This is a genomic window from Solwaraspora sp. WMMD792 (assembly GCF_029626105.1).
In the GTDB taxonomy this organism is placed as follows: domain Bacteria; phylum Actinomycetota; class Actinomycetes; order Mycobacteriales; family Micromonosporaceae; genus Micromonospora_E.
In genome coordinates, this window is the sequence record NZ_JARUBH010000009.1 from 4,990,469 (window position 1) to 5,013,655 (window position 23,187).

19 protein-coding genes and 1 riboswitch are annotated in these 23,187 nt (G+C 71.7%); of the genes, 8 read left to right on the forward strand and 11 right to left on the reverse strand.

The window, feature by feature from the left end; all coding sequences use genetic code 11:
- The first annotated feature begins 89 nt into the window (after window positions 1–89).
- Window positions 90–1,484, forward strand: coding sequence for an FAD-linked oxidase C-terminal domain-containing protein (locus O7629_RS23305; protein WP_278171766.1), 1,395 nt, complete (start codon window positions 90–92; stop codon window positions 1,482–1,484).
- A 55-nt stretch (window positions 1,485–1,539) separates the two neighbouring features.
- Here the strand turns inward: O7629_RS23305 and O7629_RS23310 are convergent, their stop codons facing one another.
- The gene (locus O7629_RS23310; protein WP_278171767.1) at window positions 1,540–3,375 is read right to left on the reverse strand and encodes a glycerol-3-phosphate dehydrogenase/oxidase; all 1,836 of its coding nucleotides are present in this window, start codon (window positions 3,373–3,375) and stop codon (window positions 1,540–1,542) included.
- Window positions 3,376–3,482: 107 nt separating this feature from the next.
- Here O7629_RS23310 and O7629_RS23315 point away from each other — a divergent pair, with 107 nt between their 5' ends.
- Window positions 3,483–5,990: a S8 family serine peptidase gene (locus O7629_RS23315; protein ID WP_278174652.1), complete on the forward strand. Its 2,508-nt coding sequence runs from the start codon at window positions 3,483–3,485 to the stop codon at window positions 5,988–5,990.
- Between the two features lie 163 nt (window positions 5,991–6,153).
- On the opposite strand, the gene O7629_RS23320 is transcribed toward O7629_RS23315, so the two are convergent.
- A complete protein-coding gene (locus O7629_RS23320; RefSeq protein WP_278171768.1) occupies window positions 6,154–6,744 on the reverse strand; it encodes a TetR/AcrR family transcriptional regulator in 591 nt (196 codons plus the stop codon).
- Window positions 6,745–6,881: 137 nt separating this feature from the next.
- On the opposite strand from O7629_RS23320, the gene O7629_RS23325 reads away from it, so the two are divergent.
- Together O7629_RS23325 and O7629_RS23330 are read left to right on the forward strand one after the other, a co-directional pair.
- Window positions 6,882–7,571, forward strand: coding sequence for a DUF998 domain-containing protein (locus O7629_RS23325; RefSeq protein WP_278174653.1), 690 nt, complete (start codon window positions 6,882–6,884; stop codon window positions 7,569–7,571).
- 184 nt (window positions 7,572–7,755) lie between these two features.
- Window positions 7,756–8,712 carry a GNAT family N-acetyltransferase gene (locus O7629_RS23330; RefSeq protein ID WP_278171769.1) on the forward strand — a complete coding sequence of 319 codons (957 nt, stop codon included), beginning with the start codon at window positions 7,756–7,758 and terminating at the stop codon, window positions 8,710–8,712.
- 130 nt (window positions 8,713–8,842) lie between these two features.
- On the opposite strand, the gene groL is transcribed toward O7629_RS23330, so the two are convergent.
- Complete coding sequence (groL, locus tag O7629_RS23335; RefSeq protein WP_278171770.1) at window positions 8,843–10,465, reverse strand: chaperonin GroEL; 1,623 nt, start codon at window positions 10,463–10,465, stop codon at window positions 8,843–8,845.
- 565 nt (window positions 10,466–11,030) lie between these two features.
- Window positions 11,031–11,234 carry a cold-shock protein gene (locus tag O7629_RS23340; RefSeq protein WP_067305333.1) on the reverse strand — a complete coding sequence of 68 codons (204 nt, stop codon included), beginning with the start codon at window positions 11,232–11,234 and terminating at the stop codon, window positions 11,031–11,033.
- 236 nt (window positions 11,235–11,470) lie between these two features.
- On the opposite strand from O7629_RS23340, the gene O7629_RS23345 reads away from it, so the two are divergent.
- On the forward strand, window positions 11,471–12,397 hold the full coding sequence (locus tag O7629_RS23345) for a serine hydrolase (protein ID WP_278171772.1): 927 nt from the start codon (window positions 11,471–11,473) through the stop codon (window positions 12,395–12,397).
- A 113-nt stretch (window positions 12,398–12,510) separates the two neighbouring features.
- Window positions 12,511–13,143 (forward strand): GNAT family N-acetyltransferase, encoded by a 633-nt coding sequence (locus O7629_RS23350; protein WP_278171773.1) that lies wholly within the window; start codon window positions 12,511–12,513, stop codon window positions 13,141–13,143.
- Window positions 13,144–13,228: 85 nt separating this feature from the next.
- On the opposite strand, the gene paaN is transcribed toward O7629_RS23350, so the two are convergent.
- The 6 genes from paaN to O7629_RS23380 all read right to left on the reverse strand — a co-directional run bounded on the left by paaN (window position 13,229) and on the right by O7629_RS23380 (window position 19,546).
- The gene (gene paaN / locus O7629_RS23355) at window positions 13,229–14,905 is read right to left on the reverse strand and encodes a phenylacetic acid degradation protein PaaN (RefSeq protein ID WP_278171775.1); all 1,677 of its coding nucleotides are present in this window, start codon (window positions 14,903–14,905) and stop codon (window positions 13,229–13,231) included.
- A gap of 14 nt (window positions 14,906–14,919) precedes the next feature.
- Complete coding sequence (locus O7629_RS23360; RefSeq protein ID WP_278171776.1) at window positions 14,920–15,933, reverse strand: GNAT family N-acetyltransferase; 1,014 nt, start codon at window positions 15,931–15,933, stop codon at window positions 14,920–14,922.
- Between the two features lie 325 nt (window positions 15,934–16,258).
- Window positions 16,259–17,563 (reverse strand): threonine synthase, encoded by a 1,305-nt coding sequence (gene thrC, locus O7629_RS23365; protein ID WP_278171777.1) that lies wholly within the window; start codon window positions 17,561–17,563, stop codon window positions 16,259–16,261.
- Window positions 17,564–17,573: 10 nt separating this feature from the next.
- A riboswitch (SAM riboswitch) is annotated at window positions 17,574–17,714 on the reverse strand.
- 118 nt (window positions 17,715–17,832) lie between these two features.
- Window positions 17,833–18,204 (reverse strand): STAS/SEC14 domain-containing protein, encoded by a 372-nt coding sequence (locus tag O7629_RS23370; protein WP_278171778.1) that lies wholly within the window; start codon window positions 18,202–18,204, stop codon window positions 17,833–17,835.
- A 152-nt stretch (window positions 18,205–18,356) separates the two neighbouring features.
- Entirely contained in the window at window positions 18,357–19,175 is an 819-nt protein-coding gene (locus O7629_RS23375; protein ID WP_278171779.1) for an inositol monophosphatase family protein, read from the reverse strand.
- Between the two features lie 110 nt (window positions 19,176–19,285).
- On the reverse strand, window positions 19,286–19,546 hold the full coding sequence (locus tag O7629_RS23380; protein ID WP_278171781.1) for a hypothetical protein: 261 nt from the start codon (window positions 19,544–19,546) through the stop codon (window positions 19,286–19,288).
- A 284-nt stretch (window positions 19,547–19,830) separates the two neighbouring features.
- On the opposite strand from O7629_RS23380, the gene O7629_RS23385 reads away from it, so the two are divergent.
- Together O7629_RS23385 and O7629_RS23390 are read left to right on the forward strand one after the other, a co-directional pair.
- On the forward strand, window positions 19,831–20,061 hold the full coding sequence (locus O7629_RS23385; RefSeq protein WP_278171783.1) for a hypothetical protein: 231 nt from the start codon (window positions 19,831–19,833) through the stop codon (window positions 20,059–20,061).
- A gap of 46 nt (window positions 20,062–20,107) precedes the next feature.
- On the forward strand, window positions 20,108–20,938 hold the full coding sequence (locus O7629_RS23390; RefSeq protein WP_278171784.1) for a DUF817 domain-containing protein: 831 nt from the start codon (window positions 20,108–20,110) through the stop codon (window positions 20,936–20,938).
- Between the two features lie 146 nt (window positions 20,939–21,084).
- Here the strand turns inward: O7629_RS23390 and O7629_RS23395 are convergent, their stop codons facing one another.
- Window positions 21,085–23,091 carry an Hsp70 family protein gene (locus O7629_RS23395; protein ID WP_278171785.1) on the reverse strand — a complete coding sequence of 669 codons (2,007 nt, stop codon included), beginning with the start codon at window positions 23,089–23,091 and terminating at the stop codon, window positions 21,085–21,087.
- Window positions 23,092–23,187: the final 96 nt, after the last annotated feature.

Consider the following 23,187-nt stretch of genomic DNA (forward strand, 5'->3'; position numbering starts at 1 on the left):
TACCGAGCAATTTGCGGCTTATGGCGTTATTGCCCATCCGGTCACGCCCGAGGTGGCCGGTCCGGTGCCGCGCTGGCTAGCCTGCGAAGATGTCCGACCTCATCGAGGCCCTCCGTGCGGCGCTGCCCGACGGCGCGGTGCTCACCGACCCCGACCTGCTGCGCGGCCACCAGCGCGACGAGGCCGACCTGTGCGCCGCCGGCACCCCGGCCGTCGTGGTCCGGCCCCGGACGACCGCCGAGGTGGTCGCCACCGTCGGCGTCGCCAACCGGTACGGCGTACCGGTGGTGCCGCAGGGGGCGCGGACCGGGCTGGCCGGCGCGGCGAACGCGGTCGACGGCGCGGTGGTGCTCTCCACCGCCGCGATGGACCGGATCGTCGACGTCGACCCGGTCAACCGCACCGCCGTCGTCCAGCCCGGCGTGGTCAACGCCACCCTGGCCGCCGAGGTGGCCCGGCACGGGCTGCGCTACCCGCCGGACCCCGGCTCGTGGGAGTCGTCCACCATCGGCGGCAACGTGGCCACCAACGCCGGCGGCATGTGCTGCGTCAAGTACGGCGTGACCGGCGAGTACGTCATCGGGCTCGAAGTGGTGCTGGCCAGCGGCGAGGTGCTGCGCACCGGCCGGCGTACCGCCAAGGGGGTCGCCGGCTACGACCTGACCCGGCTCTTCGTCGGCTCCGAAGGCACCCTCGGGGTGATCACCGAAGTGACCGTCGCGTTGCGGCCGGCCGCCGACGCCTCGCTCACCCTGGTCGCCGTCTTCGACTCCACCGCCGCGGCCGGCACCGCCGTCGCCGGCATCGCCTCCGGCGGGCTCAGCCCCAGCCTGCTGGAGCTGCTGGACCGCACCCACCTGCAGGCGATCGAGGCGTACCGGCCGATGGGGTTGCGCACCGACGCCGCCGCGCTGCTGCTCGCCTCGGTCGACACCGGCACCGCCGCCGGCACCGACCTGGACCGGATCGCGCAGGTGTGCACCGCCGCCGGCGCCGCCGAGGTGTACGCCGCCAGCGACGCTGTCGAGGCCGCCGCCCTGCTGCAGGCCCGCCGGCTGGCCCACCCGGCGATGGAACGCCTCGCCGCGCAGACCTTCCCCGCCGGCAACGGCGGGCTGATCATCGACGACGTGGCGGTGCCCCGCTCGGCACTGGCCCGGATGCTCGACGGCGTCGAGGCGATCGCCGCCGAACACGCCGTACCGATCGGCGTCGTCGGGCACGCCGGCGACGGCAACCTGCACCCGAACATCGTGGTCGACCGGGCCGACCCGGACAGCCTGACGCGCGGCCGGTCGGCCTTCGACGCGATCATGCGACTCGGGCTGGACCTCGGCGGCACCTGCACCGGCGAGCACGGGGTCGGCCTGCTCAAACGCGACTGGTTGGCCGAGGAGATCGGCCCGGTCGGCATGCGGGTGCACCGCGCCATCAAGCAGGCGCTGGACCCGACCGGCCTGTTCAACCCCGGCAAACTGCTCTGACCTTCAGTCGGCCGGCAGACCGGAGTCGGTCGGCAGACCCAGCCGGCCCGACGGATCAGCCGGTCGGCAGGCCGGAGTCGGTCGGCCAGTCCACGCCCCGGTCGGCGGCGAAGCCACGGACGTCCGCCGCGCCGAGCCGAGCCGCGTCGGCGGTCGCGTCGTCCGGCATCCGCTGCGACTGCAGCTCCGCCGCCACCCGGGCCCGGTAGTGCTCCACCTCGCGGTCTCGCACCGCGTCGTCCCAGCCGAGTACCCGGCCCATCACCTCGGCGGCGTGCCCGGCCGAGTCGTTGCCCCGGTGCGGCGTCTCGATCGAGATCCGGGTCCGCCGGGTCAGCACGTCGTCCAGGTGCAGCGCACCTTCGGCGCGGGCCGCGTACGCGATCTCGACGGCCAGGTACTCGGGTGCGCCGGGCACCGGGCTGGCCAGCAGCGGATCGTCGTCGATCATCGCCAGCAGCTCCACCGCGAGGGTGCCGTACCGCTCCAGCAGATGCTCCAGCACCCCGCCTGGTACGCCATGCCGGCGGGCCACGTCGGCCCGGTCCCGCCACATCGCGGCGAACCCGTCGGCACCGAGCAGCGGCAGGTCGGCGGTCCGCGACGGCCGGGACACCCCGAGCCGGGCCGCCGCCCGGTCCACCACGTCCGCGGCCATCACCCGGTACGTCGTGTACTTGCCACCGGCCACCAACAGCAGACCCAGCATCGGCTCCACCACGGCGTGCTCCCGGGACAGCCGCGACGTCGAGTCCGCCTCACCGGACAGCAGTGGCCGCAGCCCGGCGTACACCCCTTCGATGTCGCGCGGCGTCAACGGCCGGTCCAGCACCGTGTTCACCTGATCGAGCAGGTAGCCGATGTCGCGCTCGGAGGCGGCCGGGTGGGCGCGGTCGAGCCGCCAGTCGGTGTCCGTGGTGCCGATGATCCAGTGCCCGCCCCAAGGCAGCACGAACAGCACCGAGGTGGCGGTACGCAGGATCAGCCCGGCCTCGCCGGTGATCGCCGACCGGGGCACCACCAGATGCACGCCCTTCGACGCGCGTACCCGCAGACCGGGCCGGACCCCGACGTCGCCGAGCATCCGCGACACGTCGTCGCTCCACACCCCGGTGGCCGCGATGACGGTACGGGCGCGTACCTCGAACTCGGCGTCCGGGTCACCGGGCCGGGCCTCCATGTCCCGGACCCGCACCCCGGTCACCTCGCGGGCCTGGCGCAGCAGGCCGACGGCGCGGGCGCTGGTCACCACGGCCGCGCCGAGGCTGGCCGCGGTCCGCGCCAGGGTGACCACCAGCCGGGCGTCGTCGACCTGACCGTCGTAGTAGCGCACGGCGCCGGCGACGACGTCCGACCGCAGGCTGGGAAAGACCCGCCGGGCGCCTTCGCGGGACAGGTGCCGGTGCAGCGGCATCCCCCGACCGCCGCCGAACACCCCGGCGAACGCGTCGTACGCGGCGACCCCGGTGCCGTAGTAGGCCCGCCGCCAGATCCGGCCGGGCAGCGCCCGTGGCCCGCTGGCGCCGCCCTGCGGCAGCGGAACCAGGATCGGGACCGGCCGGACCAGGTGCGGGGCGATCCGGGTGGCCAGCAGGCCACGCTCGGTCAACGCCTCGTGCACCAGCCCGAACTCGAGCTGCTCCAGATAGCGCAGCCCGCCGTGGATCAGTTTGCTGGACCGGCTTGACGTGCCGGCGGCGTAGTCGCGGGCCTCGACCAGCGCCACCTTCAGCCCACGGGACGCGGCGTCGAGGGCGGCGCCGACGCCGGTCACCCCACCCCCGATCACCAGTACGTCGAACCGCTCGCCACGAAGGCGGCGCAGATCGGCGGCGCGGCGGGTCACGGACAGTTGGCCGGCGGCGTACCGGGAGACGGCAGGGTCACGCACCTCTCCACCGTATCCGGCCGCCTAGGGTGGCGGACATGACGCAGCCGCCCGGTCATCCCGGCTATCCGTATCCCGGTCAGCCCTACCCGATGCCGCCGCCGTACCCGATGCAGCCGCCCGCTGCCGGGCCGCCGCCGGCCAGCGTGTGGCCGACGGTCGCCGCAGTGGCGATCGCGATCTGGTCGGTCGGTGTGACGGTGTTCGCGCAGACCGGCGGCTGGCTGACCGACCAGGTCCTGCTGGCCAGTGGGCTGCCCACCCCGGCGGTGGTCTGGCCGCTGATCGCATTCGGCAACGCACTGCTGGTCGGCGTACCCACCATGCTGCTGGCGCTGGTGCCCCGGTCACCGGCCGTGCGGGCGACCGGCCGGGCCTGGCTGGTCGCCGCGTTCGCCCTCGCCGGTTTCGGGCTGCTGCGGGCCGTACCGACCGTCCACCACGAGCTGTACCTGGCCGCGCTCACCGCGCTCGCCGCCGGCGGCGCCGCCGGGCTGCGGGCGCTGCGGCGCCGGGCCGAGCCGAGCGAGGCCGAGCCAGCTCAGGCCGAGCCAGCTCAGGCCGAGCCAGCTCAGGCCGAGCCGGCTCAGCCCGGCCAGGCCGAGCCAGGTCAGGTTCAGTCAGCTCAGGCCGAGCCAGGTCCGGTTCAGCAGGGCAAGGCGGACCGGACGGCCGCTGTCCTGATCGCCGTCGCGGCCGGGCTGGTCATGCTGCTGCCCTGGTTGTGGGTCGGTGCGCTGGGCGGCGCGGTGGAGACGGCACTCGCCGTCGCCGCAGCGGCCGCGATCGGCTGGTACGCCGCCGAACTGCTGCCCCGCCGGTTCTGGACGGCGATCGGCGCCGGTCCGCAGGGGCGTTCAGCGGTGCGCACCATCCTGCTCGGCGGGACGGTGGCCGGAGTCGGGCTGCTGCTGCTCGCCGCTGGCGTCGGCCAGCCCGGCGGGCAGCTGGCCGCGATCCTGGTGCTGCCCCCGATCGGGTACGCGGCCGCGGCGATCGGCTGGGCCGCCGACCGGTCCAGCGCGCCGGTCGGCGTACTGGCCGGGCTGTCCGTCGCCGGACCGCTGGCCCTGCTCGACCCGGAAGAGGTCTCGCTGCTCCTGGCCATCGGCCGTGACCTGCCGTTCTGGGCGGCGGTCGGTGCCGGCGTCGGGCTGGCCCTGGCGCTCGCGTTGGGCCTCGGACTCGGCTTCGGTCTCGGTTGGCGGCGGGCGGGTCGACCGCCACGGCTGGCGGGTCGACCACTGCGGTCGGTGGCGGCGGCCACCGTCGCGGCGCTGGCGGTGGCCGGGGGCGCCGTGCACCTCGCCGTCGGGCAGCCGGGGCTGCACGGCGAACGGCTGTTCGTGATGCTGCGGGAACAGGCCGATCTGTCCGACGTGCCGCGCGGCACCGGACCGCAGGCCCGCGACGAACGGGTCCGCACGGTCTTCCAACGGCTGGTCGACACCGCCGAGGCCAGCCAGGCCGACCTGCGCGACGATCTGGACCGGTGGGGGCTGTCCTACACGCCGTACTACCTGGTCAACGCGATCGAGGTGGACGCCGGGCCGGCGCTGCGGCCCTGGCTGACCCGGCGGGACGACGTCGACCGGGTGCTGATCAGTCAGCAACTGCGGCCGCTGCCGGCCACGGTCGAGCCCGAACGGGGCGAGCAGCCCGCTCCGCGTACCCCGCCGTGGAACATCACCATGCTCGGTGCCGAACGGGTCTGGACGGAGCTCGGCGTCGACGGCGCCGGCATCGTGGTCGGCGCCTCGGACTCCGGGGTGGACGGCGAGCATCCGGCGCTGGCGGACGGGTTCCGGGGCGGCGACGACTCCTGGTTCGACCCGTGGAACGGCACCGGTACGCCGACCGACAACAACGGACACGGCACCCACACGCTCGGCTCGGCCGTCGGCGACACCTCGATCGGGGTCGCGCCGGGCGCGTCCTGGGTCGGCTGTGTCAACCTGGACCGCAACCTCGGCAACCCGGCACGCTACCTGGACTGCCTGCAGTTCATGCTGGCCCCGTTCCCGACCGGGGGCGACCCGTTCGCCGACGGGCGACCGGAACGCGCTCCGCACGTGCTGACCAACTCCTGGGGCTGCCCCGAGCTGGAAGGCTGCGACCTGAGTTCGCTGCGACCGGCCACCGAGGCGCTGGCCGCCGCCGGGCTGATGATGGTGGCCGCCGCCGGCAACACCGGCCCGTTCTGCAGCTCGGTCGACGACCCGCCGGCCCCGTACACCGATGTGCTGACCGTCGGCGCGGTGGACGCCGACCGGGAGGTCACCGACTTCTCCAGCCGGGGCCCGGCGCCGGACGGCACCGTCAAACCGGACCTGGTGGCACCGGGCGCCGACGTGCTGTCGGCGATGCCCGGCGGCGGGTACGCGGCGCTGGACGGTACGTCGATGGCGACCCCGCAGGTGGCCGGGGTGGTGGCGCTGCTTTGGTCGGCGCGACCGGAGCTGATCGGTGATCTGGACGGCACGGCGCGGATCCTGCGGCAGACCGCCGCCGAGGCCGGCACCGGGGGCGGTGACACCTGCGGCGATCCGGCGAACCTGACCGGCGCCGGCCTGGTCGACGCCTACGCCGCGGTGCGGGCGGCGCAGGCCGCCGGTTAGCCTCGGCGCACTGATATTTTCCGCTGTCCGCGCCTGGCTGTCTGCCGCCGTCAGGCGCGATGGCCACCTGCTGCGTGCTCGCCCGCCGGCTGCACAGAGTCGCGGGGACCCCACCGGGGCCCGACAGATACGTACATGGGGCAGTCGCATCGCCGGGCGCCGGCTAGCGGAACTGACTCTGGTAGCGCAGCCAGCCCTCGTCGAGGAGCCGGAACCCTGCGTCGATGACGGACTCCGGGTTGGCTGCCCGGGTCGCGCTCAGCTGTATCTGCAGGGCGAAGCGGACGTAGAAGCGGATCTCGTCGCTGGGCTCGGCGAGCCCGAACTCCGTGGTGATCGCGGCGATCAACGCGTCTTCGTGGCGGAACCACATGCGTTCGGCGTACTCGACGAGGGCGGGTGTCTGTTCCATGAGGACGAGGAGCGACCGTGCGGGTTCGGATCCGAGCGCGGTGATCTCCGCGAGGTAGTGCGCCTTGAGCGCGGCGGAGATCGAGGTCCCCGGCGGCCGGTCAGCCACTGCCGCGACGAGCCGGTCGTGTCGCAGGTCCTCGTCACCGAACGCGAGGGCCTCCTTGTGCGGGAAGTGTGTGAAGACGGTGGTTGGCGACACATCCGCCCGGTCGGCGATTTCGCGGACGCTCACCGCGTCGAACCCTCGTTCCAGGAACAGTTCGTGGGCGGCCTGCACGATCGATGCCCGGGTCGCTGCCTTCTTCCGCTCCCGTCGCCCGGTTCGCTGCCCCTCGCTCATGCCGACAGAGTACTGGACCTGTTCGCTAGATGCATTGACTCCATAACTGATCTTGATACAGTATTGGAGTCACACCGGAGATTGACCGACGGGACCGACACATGCGGCGGGAAGCCGGGAGAGAAGGAACCTTGAACGTGACCCCCGTCCGGGTGGACGCTCGGCAGAGGCAAAACTCCGCTGCCGGCATCGTGCTCATCGCCGGAGGGCTGGCTTTCTTCATCGCCGAGCTCATCGCCGCGGCGGCATGGACGGATCCCCCCTACAGCTACACCTACCACTACATCAGCAACCTCGGAGTGCACGGCCCCACGGAGGGATTCGGGCAGCTCATGCACTCGCCGCTGGCCTGGGTCATGAACACCGGATTCTTCCTGTTCGGGATCGTCCTGTTCTGCGGCACCGCCATGCTCCCAGGCATGCACGGCCTGCGCGGCTGGACAGTGCGCGCGGTGGCCTTCCTGATGGCCGCCGGCGGCGTCCTGCTGGCCTTCTTCCCAGGAACCGGCGAGACACCCGACAGCGGTGCCATCGACTTTCACTCGGTGGGCGCCCTGCTCGGCATCGTCAGCGGTAACGTACTGATCATCATCCTCGGGCGAGCGCACCGACAGGCCGGAATCGCTGCCGCCACCGGCCGGGCCATGACCGTCCTCGGCGTCTTCGGTCTTCTGTCGCTGGTCGGCTTCCTGGCCATCGCCGGCTCATCGGCCAGCCTGATCGGCCTGGTCGAACGCTGCGCGGTCTATCCCCTGCTGGTCGGATTCATCTGCGCCGGCAAGTCCATCAAGGATGGCAACGGGCGGTCGCCGGCTGGCCACGCGTGAAACGGCGGCGACTCGAACCCGCGACAGACACCCACGGGCGGAAGATCAGACGCGCGCTCATCGGCACGACAAGGCGCCGGGTCCGACGGGGTTTCGGAACCTCCGCGCGACCAGCACCCCGCCAAGAAGGGCACCAAGCCCCGCCGCACGGGTCGAAGCGCAAGTCAAATTAGGGTGGGCGGTCGTGGAACAGGAGTTCGCCATCGAGGAACTGTCCGAGCGGCACCGGCCGGCCGTCGTGGCGCTCTGCCGCGCCGCGCTCGATCTGCCGGAAGACGCCGCCGAGGCGGAGCAGATCGTCACCAGACTGCACGGGCCGGTCGTCCCCGATCATCCGTCGGGGGTGGGGCCGCGGCAGACGATCGGTCTGGTCGCCGTCGTCGACGAAACGGTACGCGGGGTCGTGCTCGGCTCGGTCGCGCACCGGGACCCGTCGGTCGGTCACGTGGACCTGATCGCGGTGGATCCGCAGTGGCGTCGACAGGGTCTGGGGCGGGCGTTGCTCGGCCGGGCGGAAAGCGCGCTGGCGGCCCGGGGCGCCGGTGAGGTGCTGTTGGCCGGCAATCCGCCGTACTACGCCTGGCCGGGGGTGGACGTGCGCTACACGCCGGCGGTCTGCCTGGCGATGGCGCTCGGCTACCTGCAGGACCGGACCGCGTGGAACATGACGGCCGACCTGGCGTCCGCCGGGTCCCCGGCGTTGCGGGACACCGCCGACGCGCAGCGCCGCCTGGCGCAGGCCGGGATCACCGTACGGCGGGCCGACGGCGACGACGTCGCGGCGCTGGTGGCGTTCACCCAGGCGACGTTCGGCGACGCGTGGGCGGCCGAAGTGGCGCATTCGGTGGGCCGGCCCGACGCCGGCTGCCACCTGGCGGTCCGTACCGGCGATCCGGGTGAGGTGCTGGGCTTCGCGGCGTACGGGTCGTCGCGGCCGAGCTGGTTCGGGCCGATGGGTACGGCCCCGACCGCGCAGGGGCTCGGTATCGGGGCGATCCTGTTGCGGCGCTGTCTGCGGGACCTGGCGGAGGCCGGCCATCAGCGGGTCGAGATCGGCTGGGTGGGCCCGGTGCCGTTCTACGCCTCGGCGGCGGGTGCCCGCATCGAGCGGGTCTTCTTCTTGTATCGCAAGCAGCTCTGACCGGCCTCGAACAGCTCACCGGCCTCGCGTATGCCGCAGGGGCGGTCACCGGCGAACCGGTGACCGCCCCTGCGGTCCGTACTCGTGTCGCGCGTCGCGTTGACGCGCGGCGCGGACGATCGAGCTGGACTCAGAAGTCCATCTCGCCGCCGCCGGGCGCGCCGGCCGGGGCCGGGGTCTTCTCCGGCTTGTCCGCCACCACGGCCTCGGTGGTCAGGAACAGCGCCGCGATCGACGAGGCGTTCTGCAGCGCCGACCGGGTCACCTTGGCCGGGTCGATGATGCCCGCCTGCAGCAGGTCCACGTAGTCGCCGTTGGCGGCGTTGAGGCCGTGGCCGGCCTCCAGGTTGCGGACCTTCTCCACCACGACGCCGCCTTCGAGGCCGGCGTTGACGGCGATCTGCCGCAGCGGGGCGTCCAGCGCGATCTTCACGATCTGCGCGCCGGTCGCCTCGTCGCCGACCAGGTCGAGCTTGTCGAAGGCGGTCTTGCCGGCCTGCACCAGGGCAACGCCACCACCGGGGACGATGCCCTCCTCGACGGCCGCCTTGGCGTTGCGCACCGCGTCCTCGATGCGGTGCTTGCGCTCCTTGAGCTCCACCTCGGTGGCCGCTCCGACCTTGATCACCGCGACGCCGCCGGCCAGCTTGGCCAGCCGCTCCTGCAGCTTCTCGCGGTCGTAGTCGGAGTCGCTCTTCTCGATCTCGGCCCGGATCTGGTTGACCCGGCCCTGGATCTGCTCGGCGTCGCCGGCACCGTCGACGACCGTGGTCTCGTCCTTGGTCACCTGGACCTTGCGGGCCCGGCCCAGCATGTCGATGGTCACCGCGTCGAGCTTCAGGCCGAGCTCCTCGCTGACGACCTGGCCGCCGGTGAGGATCGAGATGTCGGTCAGCATCGCCTTGCGGCGGTCACCGAAGCCGGGTGCCTTGACGGCAACCGACTTGAAGGTGCCGCGCACCTTGTTGACGATCAGGGTGGCCAGCGCCTCGCCCTCGACGTCCTCGGCGATGATCAGCAGCGGCTTGCCCGACTGCATGATCTTCTCCAGGATCGGGAGCAGGTCCTTGACCGAGGAGATCTTGCTGTTGACGATCAGGATGTAGGGGTCGTCGAGGACGGCCTCCATCCGCTCCGGGTCGGTCCAGAAGTAGGGCGAGATGTAGCCCTTGTCGAAGCGCATACCCTCGGTGAGCTCCAGCTCCAGGCCGAAGGTGTTGCTCTCCTCGACGGTGATGACGCCTTCCTTGCCGACCTTGTCCATCGCCTCGGCGATGATCTCGCCGACGCTGGAGTCACCGGCGGAGATCGACGCGGTGGACGCGATCTGCTCCTTGGTCTCCACGTCCTTGGCGAGCTTGCTCAGCTCCTCCGCGACGTTGGCGACGGCGGCCTCGATGCCCCGCTTCAGGGCCATCGGGTTCGCGCCGGCCGCGACGTTGCGCAGGCCCTCGCGGACCAGAGCCTGGGCCAGGACGGTCGCCGTCGTCGTGCCGTCACCGGCCACGTCGTCGGTCTTCTTGGCGACCTCCTTGACCAGCTCGGCGCCGATCTTCTCGTACGGGTCCTCGAGCTCGATCTCCTTGGCGATGCTCACACCATCGTTGGTGATGGTGGGGGCACCCCACTTCTTTTCGAGCACGACGTTGCGGCCCTTCGGGCCCAGCGTCACCTTGACGGCGTCGGCGAGGGTGTTCATGCCCCGCTCGAGACCGCGGCGCGCCTCTTCGTCGAACGCGATCATCTTGGCCATACGGCGTTGTCCTCCTGGACGCTCGCAGCACCGGAGCCGGTCAGCTCCGCCATGCCGCCTGCTCTACGCACCTTCGGACGTCACTACCTGGCGACAGTGACGTCCGCCGGCCGGGCCGGATAGCCCGCGACGACCGGCCATCTCCGTCACCCCGCGAAGCGGGACGACGGCGGTGGCCCCACCGCCCCGACCTTTGGCACTCCCGGTTGGCGAGTGCCAATCCTTGTTTAGCACTCTCCCCTGTCGAGTGCAAGCGAACAGCAACTTGCCGCCCGACGTACCCCTTCGGGCCGCACGGCCGCCGACGGCGGTCACGGTCAAGATCAGGTGGGCAGGGCCCGCACAGCGGGCCCGGCGCGGGTAGGCAGGATCGCCGGCCGGCGAGACGACCGGTCGCCGGGTGGCGAGACGATGAAAGGCGCCGGCTCCACGAGGAGAACCGACGCCTTGCGGGTACGCAGACTTGTGTCGACTTATCGGATACGCCGCCGTCCGGTCGGGCGGCCGCACCGACCACCGGACGTGCAGTTGGCCAGCAGGGTGACCGGGCTGGCCAGCAGGGTGACTAGGCGATGACCCGGACCCTCTCCGCCTGAGGACCCTTCTGCCCCTGAGCGATCTCGAACTCGACGCGCTGCCCGTCGTCGAGCGCCTTGTAGCCGTCCATCTCGATGGCGGAGAAGTGGACGAAGACGTCCTGACCCCCGTCGACCGCGATGAAACCGTAGCCCTTCTCGCTGTTGAACCACTTCACGGTGCCCTGCGCCACGGTGCACTTCCTCACTTCTGTCGTGCCGGGCCTCTGCCGGCCCTCTGACCGGCGTGTTCGCCGGCCGGAGCCACCGATCGGGACTCCCGTGCGGGTTGCCCGAGTACAGCAGCCGGAATCGCACGCTACACGAGGTCTGACGGCACCGCACTATCCCAAAAGGGGACATTAACCCCCAGTCAAGTCTCTCTGGCACCACATTTCGTTGACCACGTGTGTCCCGTACACCGCAGAACGTGAAGCCCGGACGGCATCGCGCACCTGGCAGCCGGGCCGTCCGACGGTCGGACCGCACCGCGCCCCGACACGACCGCGTCCGCCAACGCCACCCGGCGGCCGCCGCCGTCGGGCTGCTCATCGTGCTGTCGGCGTTCACCGGCGGCCTGCCCGGGGACGCCGGCAAACCACCGCCGCGCGAGCCGGGCTGGACCGTCGCCGACCCTGACCACGACCACCAGCAGCGCAGCGTGTTGCTGCGCACCGGCCCGGTGCCGACACCGACCGACGGATTCTTCTCCTGGGCGGCGCTGAACCGGCGTACCGGGTTGATCACCGGGTCGCCGAACTTCGCCGCGCAGAGCGACACCATGTCGTTGATCAAGGTGTGGCTGGCCGCCGACGACCTGCGCCGCGCCGACGAACAGGGCCACATGCTCCGGACACCTCAGCTGGCCCAACTGTCGTCGATCATCCGGGACAGCGACAATCCCGGCGCGGACGCCACCTTCGACCGGGTCGGTGGCCGGGAGTCCATCGAGCGGATGGTACGGCTCTGCGGACTGACCGACTCGGCCCCGGAGCGCGACCGGTGGAGCAACACGGTCGTCTCCGCCCGCGATCTGACCAGGCTGGGGCGCTGCCTCGCCGACGGACGGGCAGCCGGGCCGCAGTGGACGCCGTGGCTGCTGTCCGAGATGCGCGCCGTCCGTGGTGAGGGCGACTTCGGCCCACGGGACGCGCTCACCCCCGAGTACGCGGCCACCATCGCCATCAAGAACGGCTGGCTGCTGCGCGACGAGGACGGGCTCTGGCACGTCAGCTGCCTCGCGATCGGGGAGACCTGGGTGATCGGTGCGCTGGCCCGCTACCCGGGGCGGCACGGGCTCGACCACGGCGTCGACTACTGCCGGCAACTCGGCACCGCCCTGCTGCTGGTGGCGTGACCCCGTTGCCGGCGAGGGCACGACCGTCTGCGGCTGGTGGCGTGACCGGTGCGGGCCGGGCCGAAGGCGGGATTCCGGTTGTCGGCCAAGCCGAGCCGGGCGAGCATGCCGGCATGGGAACTGGGACCGACACCGACCACGTCGTACCGCCGGTAGCCGCGGTCCGGCGGATCCGGGCCGACGACGCCGCCCGGATGCGCGCGCTGCGGCTGGAGATGCTCGCCGATTCGCCGCTGGCGTTCATCGAACGGCTCGCCGACGCGGCGGCCCGCCCGCTGCACGAGTACGCAGAGCGGGCGGCCCGGTCCGCCGTCGGTGACCTGATCGCCCAGTTCGTGGCCGAGACTGGGCCGGCGACCCCGCAAGCCGGGCGGACGGCGACCGGGCAAGCCGGGCGGACGGCGACCCCGCAAGCCGGGCGGACGGCGACCGAGCCGACGGCGGACCGGCGGTTCGTGGCGCACGCGGGAGCACACGTCTGGCGGGACGACCCGTCGGTGTCCGTCCTGTTCGCCGTCTACATCAGCCCGGCCTGGCGGGGCCGGAACCTGCTCGCCGAACTGGTCGACGCGGTCGCTGCCTGGTCACGTGCGGCTGGACGCCCGGAGCTGCTGCTGGAGGTGGTGGTCGGCAACGACCGGGCGGTGCGGGCGTACCAGCGGCTCGGCTTCGCCGACACCGGCGTACGCCTGCCGCACCCGACCCGGTCGGACCTGACCGAGTTGCAGATGCGCCGGCCGGCGTGACCGGCGGGCCGGCAGAAGCCGGCGCGGTAGCCGACCCGACACCGGGCCGGCACGGGAGCCGACCCGGCTCCCGTGCCGGGCCGGGTCAGACGTGCCGACGGGACTGGACGATCCGGAACCGGCCGGCGACGTACGCGCCGTCGGTCAACGCCGAGTTCGCCGCGGCGTTGGCACCGCTGGCGTGGAAGTCGGAGAAGGCCGCCGACTGGTTGACGAACACGCCGCCGGTGAGATTCGCCGACAGGTGCACACCGACGTCCAGCGCGGCGGCCTCCACGTCGGCGAGCACCCGCTGGTCGGTCGAGTAGACGCCGGCGGTGAGCGCACCGCGAGCTGCGACCGTACGCCGGAAGATCTCGACGCTGTGCGCGGTGGACGCGGTGGCGACGACGAAGCTGACCGGCCCGAACCACTCCCGGCCGTAGACGTCGTCGGCGTCCGCGCCGAGCTTGACGACCAGTGGGGTTCGCACCACCGCGTCCGGGTACGCCGGGTGGCTGATCTCCCGCGACTCCAGCACCGGCTCGCCGAGCTTGGCCGCTGCGGCGAGCCGGTCGAGGACGGCGTCGTCGACGATCGCGCCGATGAGCTCGACCGCCCGCGCCGGATCGCCGGTCAGTTTGCCGATCGCGGCGGCGATGCCAGCGGCCACCTCGTCCGGGCTCTTGCGCCCCTGATCGGTTTCGATGCCGCCGGCCGGCACCAGGATGTTCTGCGGCGTGGTGCACATCTGTCCGCTGTAGAGCGACAAGGAAAAGGCGATGTTGCGGCACATGCCGGCGAAGTCCGCCGTGGAGTCGACGATGATCGTGTTGACGCCGGCCTTCTCGGTGTAGACGGAGGCCTGCCGGGCGTTGGCCTCCAGCCAGTCGCCGTACTCGGTGGAGCCGGTGAAGTCGATGATCCGCACCTCGGGGCGGCCGGCGAGGACGGTCGCCAGCCGCTCGGCCGGCGCCTCGGCCGCGAGCTGCACCAGGTTCGGGTCGAAGCCGGCCTCGCTGAGCACCTCACGGGCGTAGCGGACGGTGATCGCCAGCGGTAGCACCGCGCCGGGGTGCGGTTTGACCAGTACCGGATTCCCGGTGACCAGGGAGGCGAACAGCCCCGGGTAGGAGTTCCAGGTCGGGAAGGTGTGGCAGCCGATCACCAGGGCGACGCCGCGCGGCACCACATGGAACGTCTTGGTCATCCGCAGCGGCTCGCCGCGACCGGTCGGCTTCTCCCAGCCGGCGGTCCGCGGATGGCGGGTCATCTCGGCGTACGCGTAGGCGACGGCTTCCAGCGCGCGGTCCAGCGCGTGCGCCCCGCCGGCCTGGAACGCCATCACGAACGCCTGGCCGGTGGTGAACTGCACCGCGTTGGCCAGCTCGAAGCTGTGCTCGTGCAGCCGGGCGAGGATCTCCAGACAGACGCCGGCCCGGCTGCGTGGGCCGGCGTCACGCCAGGCGGGCAGCGCGGCCCGGGCGGCGGTGATCAGCTGGTCGGCGTCGGCGCGGGGGTACCGGACGCCGAGTTCGATGCCGAACGGGCTGTCGTCGGTGGCGACCGGTTCGCCGGTGGCGGTGGGCTGGTCGAGGGGGAAGTCCTTGCCCAGGTAGGCGCGGAAAGCCGCCGCGCCCTCGGCAGCGGCGTGTTCGCCGTAGATCCGAGGGCTCGGCGACTCGGGGTAGGCCGACCAGTAGTCGCGTTCGGCGATCGCGGTCAGCGCGCGGGCCAGGGTGTCGGCGTGCGTGACGTACAGCGGGTGCGGGGTCTCCGTCATGCCGTCATCATGCCTCAGATGGTCTGCTGCCAGTTCTGCCAGATGTCGACCGCCCGGAAGCCGAGCGCCTCGTTGATCGCGATCATGTGCTGGTTGCTGTCGGCGTTCCAGGTGTCGATCACCCGCAGCGCCGGTTCGTGGCGCAGCGTGAACCGCAGGTTCTCGATCTTGACGATGGTGCCCAGCCGGTGTCCGCGATGATCCGGGTCGACGATGGTGATCTGTTGGTAGGCGTGCCAGTCCGGTTCGGCCTGCCGGGTGATGTTGCTCCAGGCGACGATCCGGCCGCTGTCCAGATGCCGGGTCACCGTGTGGTAGCTGCGGGTACCGGCCGCCTTCCGGGCCAGATCCACTTCGTGGATCCGGTCGGCGTCCACCTTTTCCGGCTCCCACTCCAGGTCACCCATTGGCGAGTCGGTCACCATCCGCCCGTCCAGGTAGGCGAGATCGGCGCGGTACTCCTCCGGGCAGGGTCCGACCCAGGTCAGCAACTCGTAGCCGGGGGCGCGGTGCCAGCAGTCGGCGAGCATCACGTCGAGCGCCGGCTGGTCGACGGTGTCGATGTCGAGCCGACGGCGCACCTCGACCAGGGCCGATTTGACCCCCACGGCGTGGGCGAAGGCGGTCGGGGCCGGGTCGCGGGCGACGCCGCCGGGCATGGTGTCCGCCGAGTGCCCCATGATCCGGGTCCGGCCGGTCTCCCGGGCCCGCCGCACGGCGTACGCGTACAGCGCTCGACCGATGCCGCGCCGCCGGTGCCCGGGAGGCACCTGGATGTCCACGCCGACGTTGTCGAGGTTGTCGAGCAGCGGGAACTCCATGGCGGTCAACCCGACCGGCACGCCGTCCACACTGGCCAGCGCGGCCTCGAACCGTACGCTGTGCCGCTGATGCCGCAGCAGGGCCTCGAACCACTGCCGGGGTGTCGGCGGCATGTCCGGGACGAAGGGGGCCGACCGCTTGATCTGGTACGCCTGCTCGAAGGCGGCCTCGTCGGCCGGATCCAGCGGGGTGATGGTGATGTCCATGCCGTCGAGCGTGACGGGGCCGGGCCAGCCGCGCGACCTAATTACCGGTCGGGGGACGTTGGTCGGGAGGACGCTCGCACAGCGCCTCCGGCGCTGTTGGTCGTTGGGACCCGGGGTTGAGATTGTTGCCAAGCTCTGTCGGGGCCCTTACGGCGAGTCGTCCTCCCGCACGGAGCATCCTGCGCCGTGCAAGTGCAGTCGTCAAGACCCCACCGGCGAGTTTTCTCGACTTATGGCAAAACACTGACTACGGACCGCACATGAACATCGGCTGATCGGCGTACGCCGATCAGCCGATTCAGTGGATGGTGTGCTGGTCAGAAGGTCAGCCGAGCAGTCCGGCGTCACGAACCGAACGCAACGACGGCTTCACCCGATGAGTCGGGCCGACCTGCCCGGCGACCGCGTCGATGGTCTTCAGACCTTCGCCGGTGTTGTAGACGACCGTCTCGGCGGTCGGGTCCAGCCGTCCGCTGTCGACCAGCTTCTTCAGCACCGCCGTGGTCACCCCACCGGCCGTCTCGGCGAACACCCCGGTGGTCCGGGCCAGCAACCGGATCCCTGCCCGGATCTCGTCGTCGTCGGCGTAGTCCATCCAGCCACCGGTGCGCCGCACCGCCTCCAACGCGTACAGGCCGGCAGCCGGGTCACCGATGTTGAGCGACTTGGCGATCCCGGTCGGCTTCACCGGCACGATCTGGTCGGTGTCGCGGTGCAGCGCGGTCGCGATCGGGTTGCAGCCGGCGGACTGAGCGCCGAACACCCGCCAGCCGTTCGCCGGCGCGTCGACCAGGCCGATCTCGACCAGCTCGGTGAACGCCTTGTCCACCTTGGTGAGCAGTTCCCCGCTGGCCATCGGGATCACCACCTGCTCGGGGATCCGCCAGCCGAGCTGCTCGGCCACCTCGTAGCCGAGCGTCTTGGACCCCTCCGCGTAGTACGGCCGCACGTTGACGTTGACGAACGCGGTGTCCTCGAACTCGTCGGTCTCCACCAGCTCGCTGCAGAGCCGGTTCACGTCGTCGTAGGAGCCCTCGATCGCGACCAGCTCACCGCCGTACACCGCGGTCGTGACGATCTTGCCGGGCTCCAGGTCGCCGGGGATGAAGACGATCGACGGGACGCCGGCCCGCGCGGCGTGCGCGGCGACCGAGTTGGCCAGGTTACCGGTGGAGGCGCAGGCAAACCGGGAGAAACCAAGCGTACGGGCGGCGGTGAGAGCGACCGAAACGACCCGGTCCTTGAACGAGTGGGTCGGGTTGGCGCTGTCGTCCTTGACCCACAGCGGTGCCCGGATGCCCAGCTCGGCGGCGAGCGCGGCGGCCGGGACGAGCGGGGTGAATCCGGGATCCAGGCTGACCCGGGTGGCCGGGTCCTGGCCGGCGGGCAGCAGCGGGGCGTACCGCCAGATGTTGGCCGGGCCCGCCTCGATGTCGGCCCGGGTGACGCGCGCGAGAGCCGCCGGGTCGTAGCCGACCTCCAGCGGCCCGAAACACTCGTAACAGGCGTGCTGCGCGGCGAGCGGGTATTCGGCACCGCAGCCGCGACAGACCAGGACACGGGCCGGGCTGGTGATGTTCACCGGGGCGGAGTCAGGGCTGGTGGTGCTCGCGTCGATCAGCGACGTCATGGCGGCTGTCCTCTCATCTTTCCCTGCGCCGCGCGGTGCGACGGGGACGGAATTGGCACCTGCCCCGGCTGGCCGATTGCGACCGGCGCGACGGGTGGGGTGGTTGCCGGGGCTTCATCGGGCCGTGTCCCTCTGCCCCTCTGGATGAGGTATGAAGTTGTGTTTCCAGCGAGTGTACGGGCGCTGGTCGGACCGGGCACCCGGCGATCCCAGGGTGTGAGCAAGCCCGCACCGGCCGCCACCGAACGTCGACCGGGTGCGACCGGCCGTCACACCGGGCGGGCTCGGCGCAGCCAGTCCCAGGCCTGCTGCTCCGCACCGGCGTCGAAGTGCCGCAGCTCGATCGGCGTCATCGCGTCCGAGGCCCGGGTCACCCACTCGGCCACCCGGTTGCCGCCGACCACCGCAGCCCGGTCGATGTCGGTCAGATGCTCCCGGGCGAACCGCAACCGGTCGTCGATCGCCGACAGCTCCATACCCGGCAGGCTGTCGTCCGGTAGCCGGCCGAGGACCGAGACCGAGCCGTACTCGGCGATCGCCGCCCGCAGCTCCCGGTACAGGTCGCGGTACTCCTGCTCGGTCAGCTTCCCGGCCACCTCGTAGCCGAGCACGTTCCCTTCCTGCCCGATCTTGGTGATCATCCCGTTCCTTCCCTGCCGCCGGCCGGATCCCGGATACCGCCCGGTCGTCGACCGGCGCGGCCGTCCACTGCCGTTCCCGGATGGCGACCCCGCACACCTGCGAGCCCGCCGTCGTCAGGTGAGCCCGCCGCCGTCAGGTGAGCCCGCCGCCGTCAGGTGAGCCCGCCGTCGGCAGCCGCCGCCCGCACCTGCGCGAGCACCTCGTCGAGCAGGGGTGGAGCCGCGGCGATCGTCGCGAACGAGTCGAGGCTGTGCGGCGTACCGTCGATGTCGACGACGGCGGCGCCCGCCTCGCGGGCAATCAACGTGCCGGCGGCCATGTCCCACGGCTTGTTAGACAGGGCGATCGACACATCGGTACGGCCGTCGGCCACCCAGACCAGGTCGATCGCGGCGGAGCCGAGCATCCGCACCCGCAGCGCGCCCCGGGCCATCCGCTGGGTGAGCGCGAGCCGGGCGGCGTTACGCTCCGCGGCTTCGTCGCCGACCGCGAAGTCGCCGAGGTTGACCAACGCGTCGGGCAGCCGGGTCGTGCCCCGCACCCGGATCGGCTGGCCGTCGCGCCACGCGCCGCCGCCGAGGGTCGCGGTGTACCGGCTGCCCAGTAGCGGCAGCTCGATCACCCCGACCACCGGACGCCGGTCCTGGACCAGGGCCAACGACACCCCGCACAGCGGTACGCCGTGCGCGAAGTTGACCGTGCCGTCGACCGGATCCAGCACCCACTGGGGCCCGTCGCCGACCCCGGAAACGCCTTCCTCCTCGCCGAGGAACCCGACGTGCGGGGTGGCGTCGGCCAGGAAGGCGCGCAGCTCCCGTTCGACAGCGAGGTCCACCTCGGACGCGTAGTCCCGGTCGCCTTTGCCGGCCAGGTGTCCGGGCTCACGGGTACGGATCAGCTCGGCACCGCGTGCGGTGGCCTGTGTCGCGATCGTGAGCAGGTCGTCCAGGGCAAGCGGATCGTCAGCCATGCCGCCAACCCTAGACAGGCCACCAGCCCGGCAACCCTGGACAGGCCACCGGCCCTGGGCAGGCACCAGCCGGGACACACCACCAACCGGGACAGCCGGTCGACCGCTGGTCAGAAGCTCGACGCGTACCCGCGGCTCGACTCGATCGCGCTCTGCGCGAGGGCGGCCGCTTCGGCCAGCTTCTGCTTGGCCTGCTCGACCTTGGCGATCGTCTCGGCCACCTGCGAATGGCTGGACCCGCTGGTGATCGCCCGCAGCGCGGCCCCGCTGGTGCTCAGCGCCTCCGCACTCGCCCGGATCGCCCCCACCTGCTGGCCGAGCTCGTCACCGAACCGGGCGACCCCCGCCTTGACCTCTTCGACCGAGCTCACGCCTGAACCCTCCCCATCGGACGACCACCGGACCGGTACGACGCTACCGGACCTGAACCACCGTCGAAGTCCACCGGTCGACCAATGCAAAGCACGGAGAGTGGTCATAGCGAGTCAAGATGTAGCAGTGACGGATCCGCCGGAACAGCCGGTGGGCGCCGGTCCCGGCCACCCATCGGACCGCCGGTGCACCATTCGATGATCACCGACGGCAACGGTAGGGTAGGCCCGGCCGTGTGGGGCAGACCACGCTCAAAGGTCACACTCGAAGGTATGGAGTCGCTGTGGGACAGGGTCACAGTCAGGTATCCGCGCTGATCGAGTCGGATCACCGACGCCCGGTCGTGCCGGTCCGTCCGGTCCGCCCGGTCGAGCCGGTGCTACGCAGGCGCGACGTCGCCACGTACACCGGGGCGACTGTCGAACACGCGCTGCGGCGGTTCATGCAGCTGGGTTCAGTCGAAGTCGACGACCACGACACCGACCCGGGGCTGTCCCGGGTCGGCCGCCGCTGACAAGCGCCGGAGCCGGCCCAGACGGCCCGGCTCCGGGGCGACCAGCATGACGGCGGCCGTCTGGGCCCGCGCGGACCTGCGCCGACGCGCCGTCCTGTTGCTGCGGTTCGGCTGGACCGAGGCGAAGTCGTGCGGCTTCGCGGTCGCGGTCTTCACCTGTCTGGCGCTGACGTCGGTGGTTCCGCTGCCGGTCCCCCGCTACGACGCGCTGCTGATCTGCATGGTCGCGCTGACGATCGGGTTGTGGCGCATCGGCTGGGAGACCGGCCGTGAGGTCGCCGTCATCGCCGGTTTCCACCTGATCGGGCTGGCCCTGGAGCTGTTCAAGGTGCAGGTCGGCTCCTGGTCGTATCCGGAGGATGCGCTGACCAAGGTCGCCGGCGTGCCGCTCTACTCCGGTTTCATGTATGCGGCGGTCGGCTCCTACATCTGTCAGGCGTGGCGCCGTTTCGACCTGCGGGTGACCCGCTACCCGGCGCTGGCGGTGACCGGGCTCGCGGTCGCCGTCTACGTCAACTTCTTCACCCACCACGTCCTGCCCGACGCCCGCTGGGTGATCGCGGTGCTGCTGCTGATCGCGCTCCGCCGGACCTGGGTGCACTACACCGTCGGCGACGCCCGGCTGCGGATGCCGCTGGCTCTGGCGTTCGTGCTGATCGGCTTCTTCCTGTGGGTCGCCGAGAACATCGCCACGTTCCTCGGCGCCTGGACCTACCCGGACCAGCAGCACGTCTGGACGTTCGTGCACGCCGGCAAGTTCGGCTCCTGGTCGCTGCTGGTGACGCTGTCGTTCGTCCTGGTCGCGTCGGTGAAGGCGACCGAGGGGCGGCTGTACGGCGACCGCCCCCGGCCCAGCGTCACGACCCGGTCAGACTGACGCGTCACGACCCGGTCGGACTGACCGGCACCCGGTCCCACGTCACCGGCAGACCCGCCGGCATCCAATTGCCACCCGACGAGTGTTCCCGTGCGGAACAGCATCTCCACACAGGAACACTCGCGCGGTCCGGGTCGGCTACCGCGTCACTCCCAGCGGATCTTGACGCAGTTGCCGGTGGTGTAGCTGCCGTTGTCGTGCTTCGCCAGTTCGTGGGCGGAGTTCGCGATCCGGGCACACACCTTCGGCTGGTCGCCGACCGCGTTGATGAACGCCGGGTCGTCGGTCCAGACCACCGACGGCTGCTTGGCCTCGACGTACCAGAATCCCTGCTGGTCGTCCGGGACGTGGCTGCCCATGATGCTGTCCGGCGGGTTGGTGCCGTCGCTGCCGTAGATGTGCAGGTGCCAGCCACCGTTGGTGGACGGCTGGTTCCCGCCGAACTCCGCTTCGTACTCGACGGTCAGCTTGCCGCCGGCGACCCGGGCCGAGGTGAGACAGACCCAGGTCCAGTTGCTCTTGATCTCGTCGGTGCACTGCTCGTCGGCCGGGATCTGCGGAGTTTCCGGCTCCGGCTCGCCGGTCTGCTCCGGCTGCTGGTCCTGCGGCTGTTCCGCTCCGGTGCCCTGGCCGGGCTCGTCCACCCCGTTGGCCACCGGCTGGCCCTCGTCACCCTGCCCGCTGGTGAGTGCGTAGGTGACCCCGCCGCCGGTGAGCAGTACCACCAGCACGGCGGCGGCGACGATGAGCGGCCCACGGCCACGCTTCGCCGACGGCTTCTCCCCGCCACGACGTGCCTTCGAGCCGTCGGCACCGACGGAACCCGCCGAGGCGAACGTCTCGGTACGGGACGGGTAGCCGCCGCCGGCGTCCGCGCCGCCACCGCGCCCGACGGAAGCGACACCGGTGACGCCGGCCGGCGGCGAAGACGTGCGGTAACCCGCCGGGGAGACCGGCGCGGTCTGCGGGACCGGCGCGGTCTGCGGGACCTGGGCGGTCGGCGGCACCCGGTAGGTACCGGTCGCCGATGCCGCAGCCGGCGGAGCCGGGGTCGACATCGGGGTCGGGCCGGCCGGCATCGTCTGCCCGGTCAGCTCGGCGGCGGCCAGCCAGGCGGCGCCGAGCGAGACCGAGTACTTGGGGTGTGCGTCGACCGCCACCGGGCGGCCCAGCTCCGAGCCGACCAGCTGGGAAACGATCGGCATCCGCGACGAGCCACCGACCAGCAGCACCGAGTGCACCTGCTCCGGCGAGCAGCCGGCGGACCGTACGGCCCGGTGCAGCGCCTCGATCGAGCCGTGCAGCACCGGGCGGACCATCGCCTCGAGCTCGGAGCGGGTGAGCCGGATCTCGGTGGAGATGTTGGGCAGCAGCACCGGGATCGAGGTGTCGGTGTCCGACGACAGTGCCTCCTTGGCCTGGATGCACTCGTCGCGCAGCCGGGCGACGGCGGCGATCGCCGCCGGGTCCTCCTCGTCGAGCTCTTCGAGCTTTCCGCCGAGCGCCGCCCGGACGTGGTTGAACACCGCGGCGTCGAAGTCGATGCCGCCGAGTCGCTCGATGCCCTCCGGCTGGCCCATGATCTCGAAGCCGGTGGGGGTCTTGCGCAGCATCGCCGCGTCGAACGTTCCGCCGCCGAGGTCGTAGACGGCGACGATGGAGCCCGGCTCGATCCGCTGCTGCTCGGCGTAGTTGATCGCCGCGGCGGCGGGCTCGGTGGTGTAGGTCACCGGCACCTCGAGGTTGGCCATCCGCACCGCCTGGCGGAGCAAGTCCAGCTTGTACGGCCCCCAGTTGGCCGGGTGCGAGATGCAGATCGCCGCCGGGAAGCTGCCTTCCCGGCGGGCCACCTCCTCCACCACCGACCAGAGCAGCCGGGACATCAGGGCTTCGGCCGACTGGGGTACGCCGCCGAGCAGGATCGGGGTGGTGTCGCCGAGCCGCCGCTTGAACTCGCGGGCCACCCGGTGCGGCTCGGAGAGCCCACGGCGGTGCGCCGCCTCACCGGTGAGGAACGTCTCGTCCTGCCGTAGCAGCACCACGGATGGGATCGCGGCGCTCCGACCGCCGAGTGAGACGGTCTCCACCCGACCTTCCCGCCAGATCGCTGCCGCCGTGAACGTTGTGCCGAGGTCAATGCCAAGTGCGTACATCAGGGTTGCTCCGATGAAGTTTGTGGAGACAGGTATGGCCGGGTCTGGGTGGCCGACCGGCGGTGTGCCGCACACCACCGGGTCGGATCACTGCTG

Excerpts from the sequence above, each read along its gene's own strand:
- O7629_RS23320 (WP_278171768.1), bottom strand. The coding sequence starts at position 6,744 with ATGAGCGAGGGGCAGCGAACCGGGCGACGGGAGCGGAAGAAGGCAGCG.
- O7629_RS23370 (WP_278171778.1), bottom strand. The coding sequence starts at position 18,204 with ATGATCACCAAGATCGGGCAGGAAGGGAACGTGCTCGGCTACGAGGTG.
- O7629_RS23350 (WP_278171773.1), top strand. The coding sequence starts at position 12,511 with ATGGGAACTGGGACCGACACCGACCACGTCGTACCGCCGGTAGCCGCG.
- thrC (WP_278171777.1), bottom strand. The coding sequence starts at position 17,563 with ATGACGTCGCTGATCGACGCGAGCACCACCAGCCCTGACTCCGCCCCG.
- O7629_RS23360 (WP_278171776.1), bottom strand. The coding sequence starts at position 15,933 with ATGGACATCACCATCACCCCGCTGGATCCGGCCGACGAGGCCGCCTTC.
- O7629_RS23305 (WP_278171766.1), top strand. The coding sequence starts at position 90 with ATGTCCGACCTCATCGAGGCCCTCCGTGCGGCGCTGCCCGACGGCGCG.
- O7629_RS23395 (WP_278171785.1), bottom strand. The coding sequence starts at position 23,091 with ATGTACGCACTTGGCATTGACCTCGGCACAACGTTCACGGCGGCAGCG.
- O7629_RS23375 (WP_278171779.1), bottom strand. The coding sequence starts at position 19,175 with ATGGCTGACGATCCGCTTGCCCTGGACGACCTGCTCACGATCGCGACA.
- O7629_RS23315 (WP_278174652.1), top strand. The coding sequence starts at position 3,483 with ATGCAGCCGCCCGCTGCCGGGCCGCCGCCGGCCAGCGTGTGGCCGACG.
- O7629_RS23390 (WP_278171784.1), top strand. The coding sequence starts at position 20,108 with ATGACGGCGGCCGTCTGGGCCCGCGCGGACCTGCGCCGACGCGCCGTC.
- paaN (WP_278171775.1), bottom strand. The coding sequence starts at position 14,905 with ATGACGGAGACCCCGCACCCGCTGTACGTCACGCACGCCGACACCCTG.
- groL (WP_278171770.1), bottom strand. The coding sequence starts at position 10,465 with ATGGCCAAGATGATCGCGTTCGACGAAGAGGCGCGCCGCGGTCTCGAG.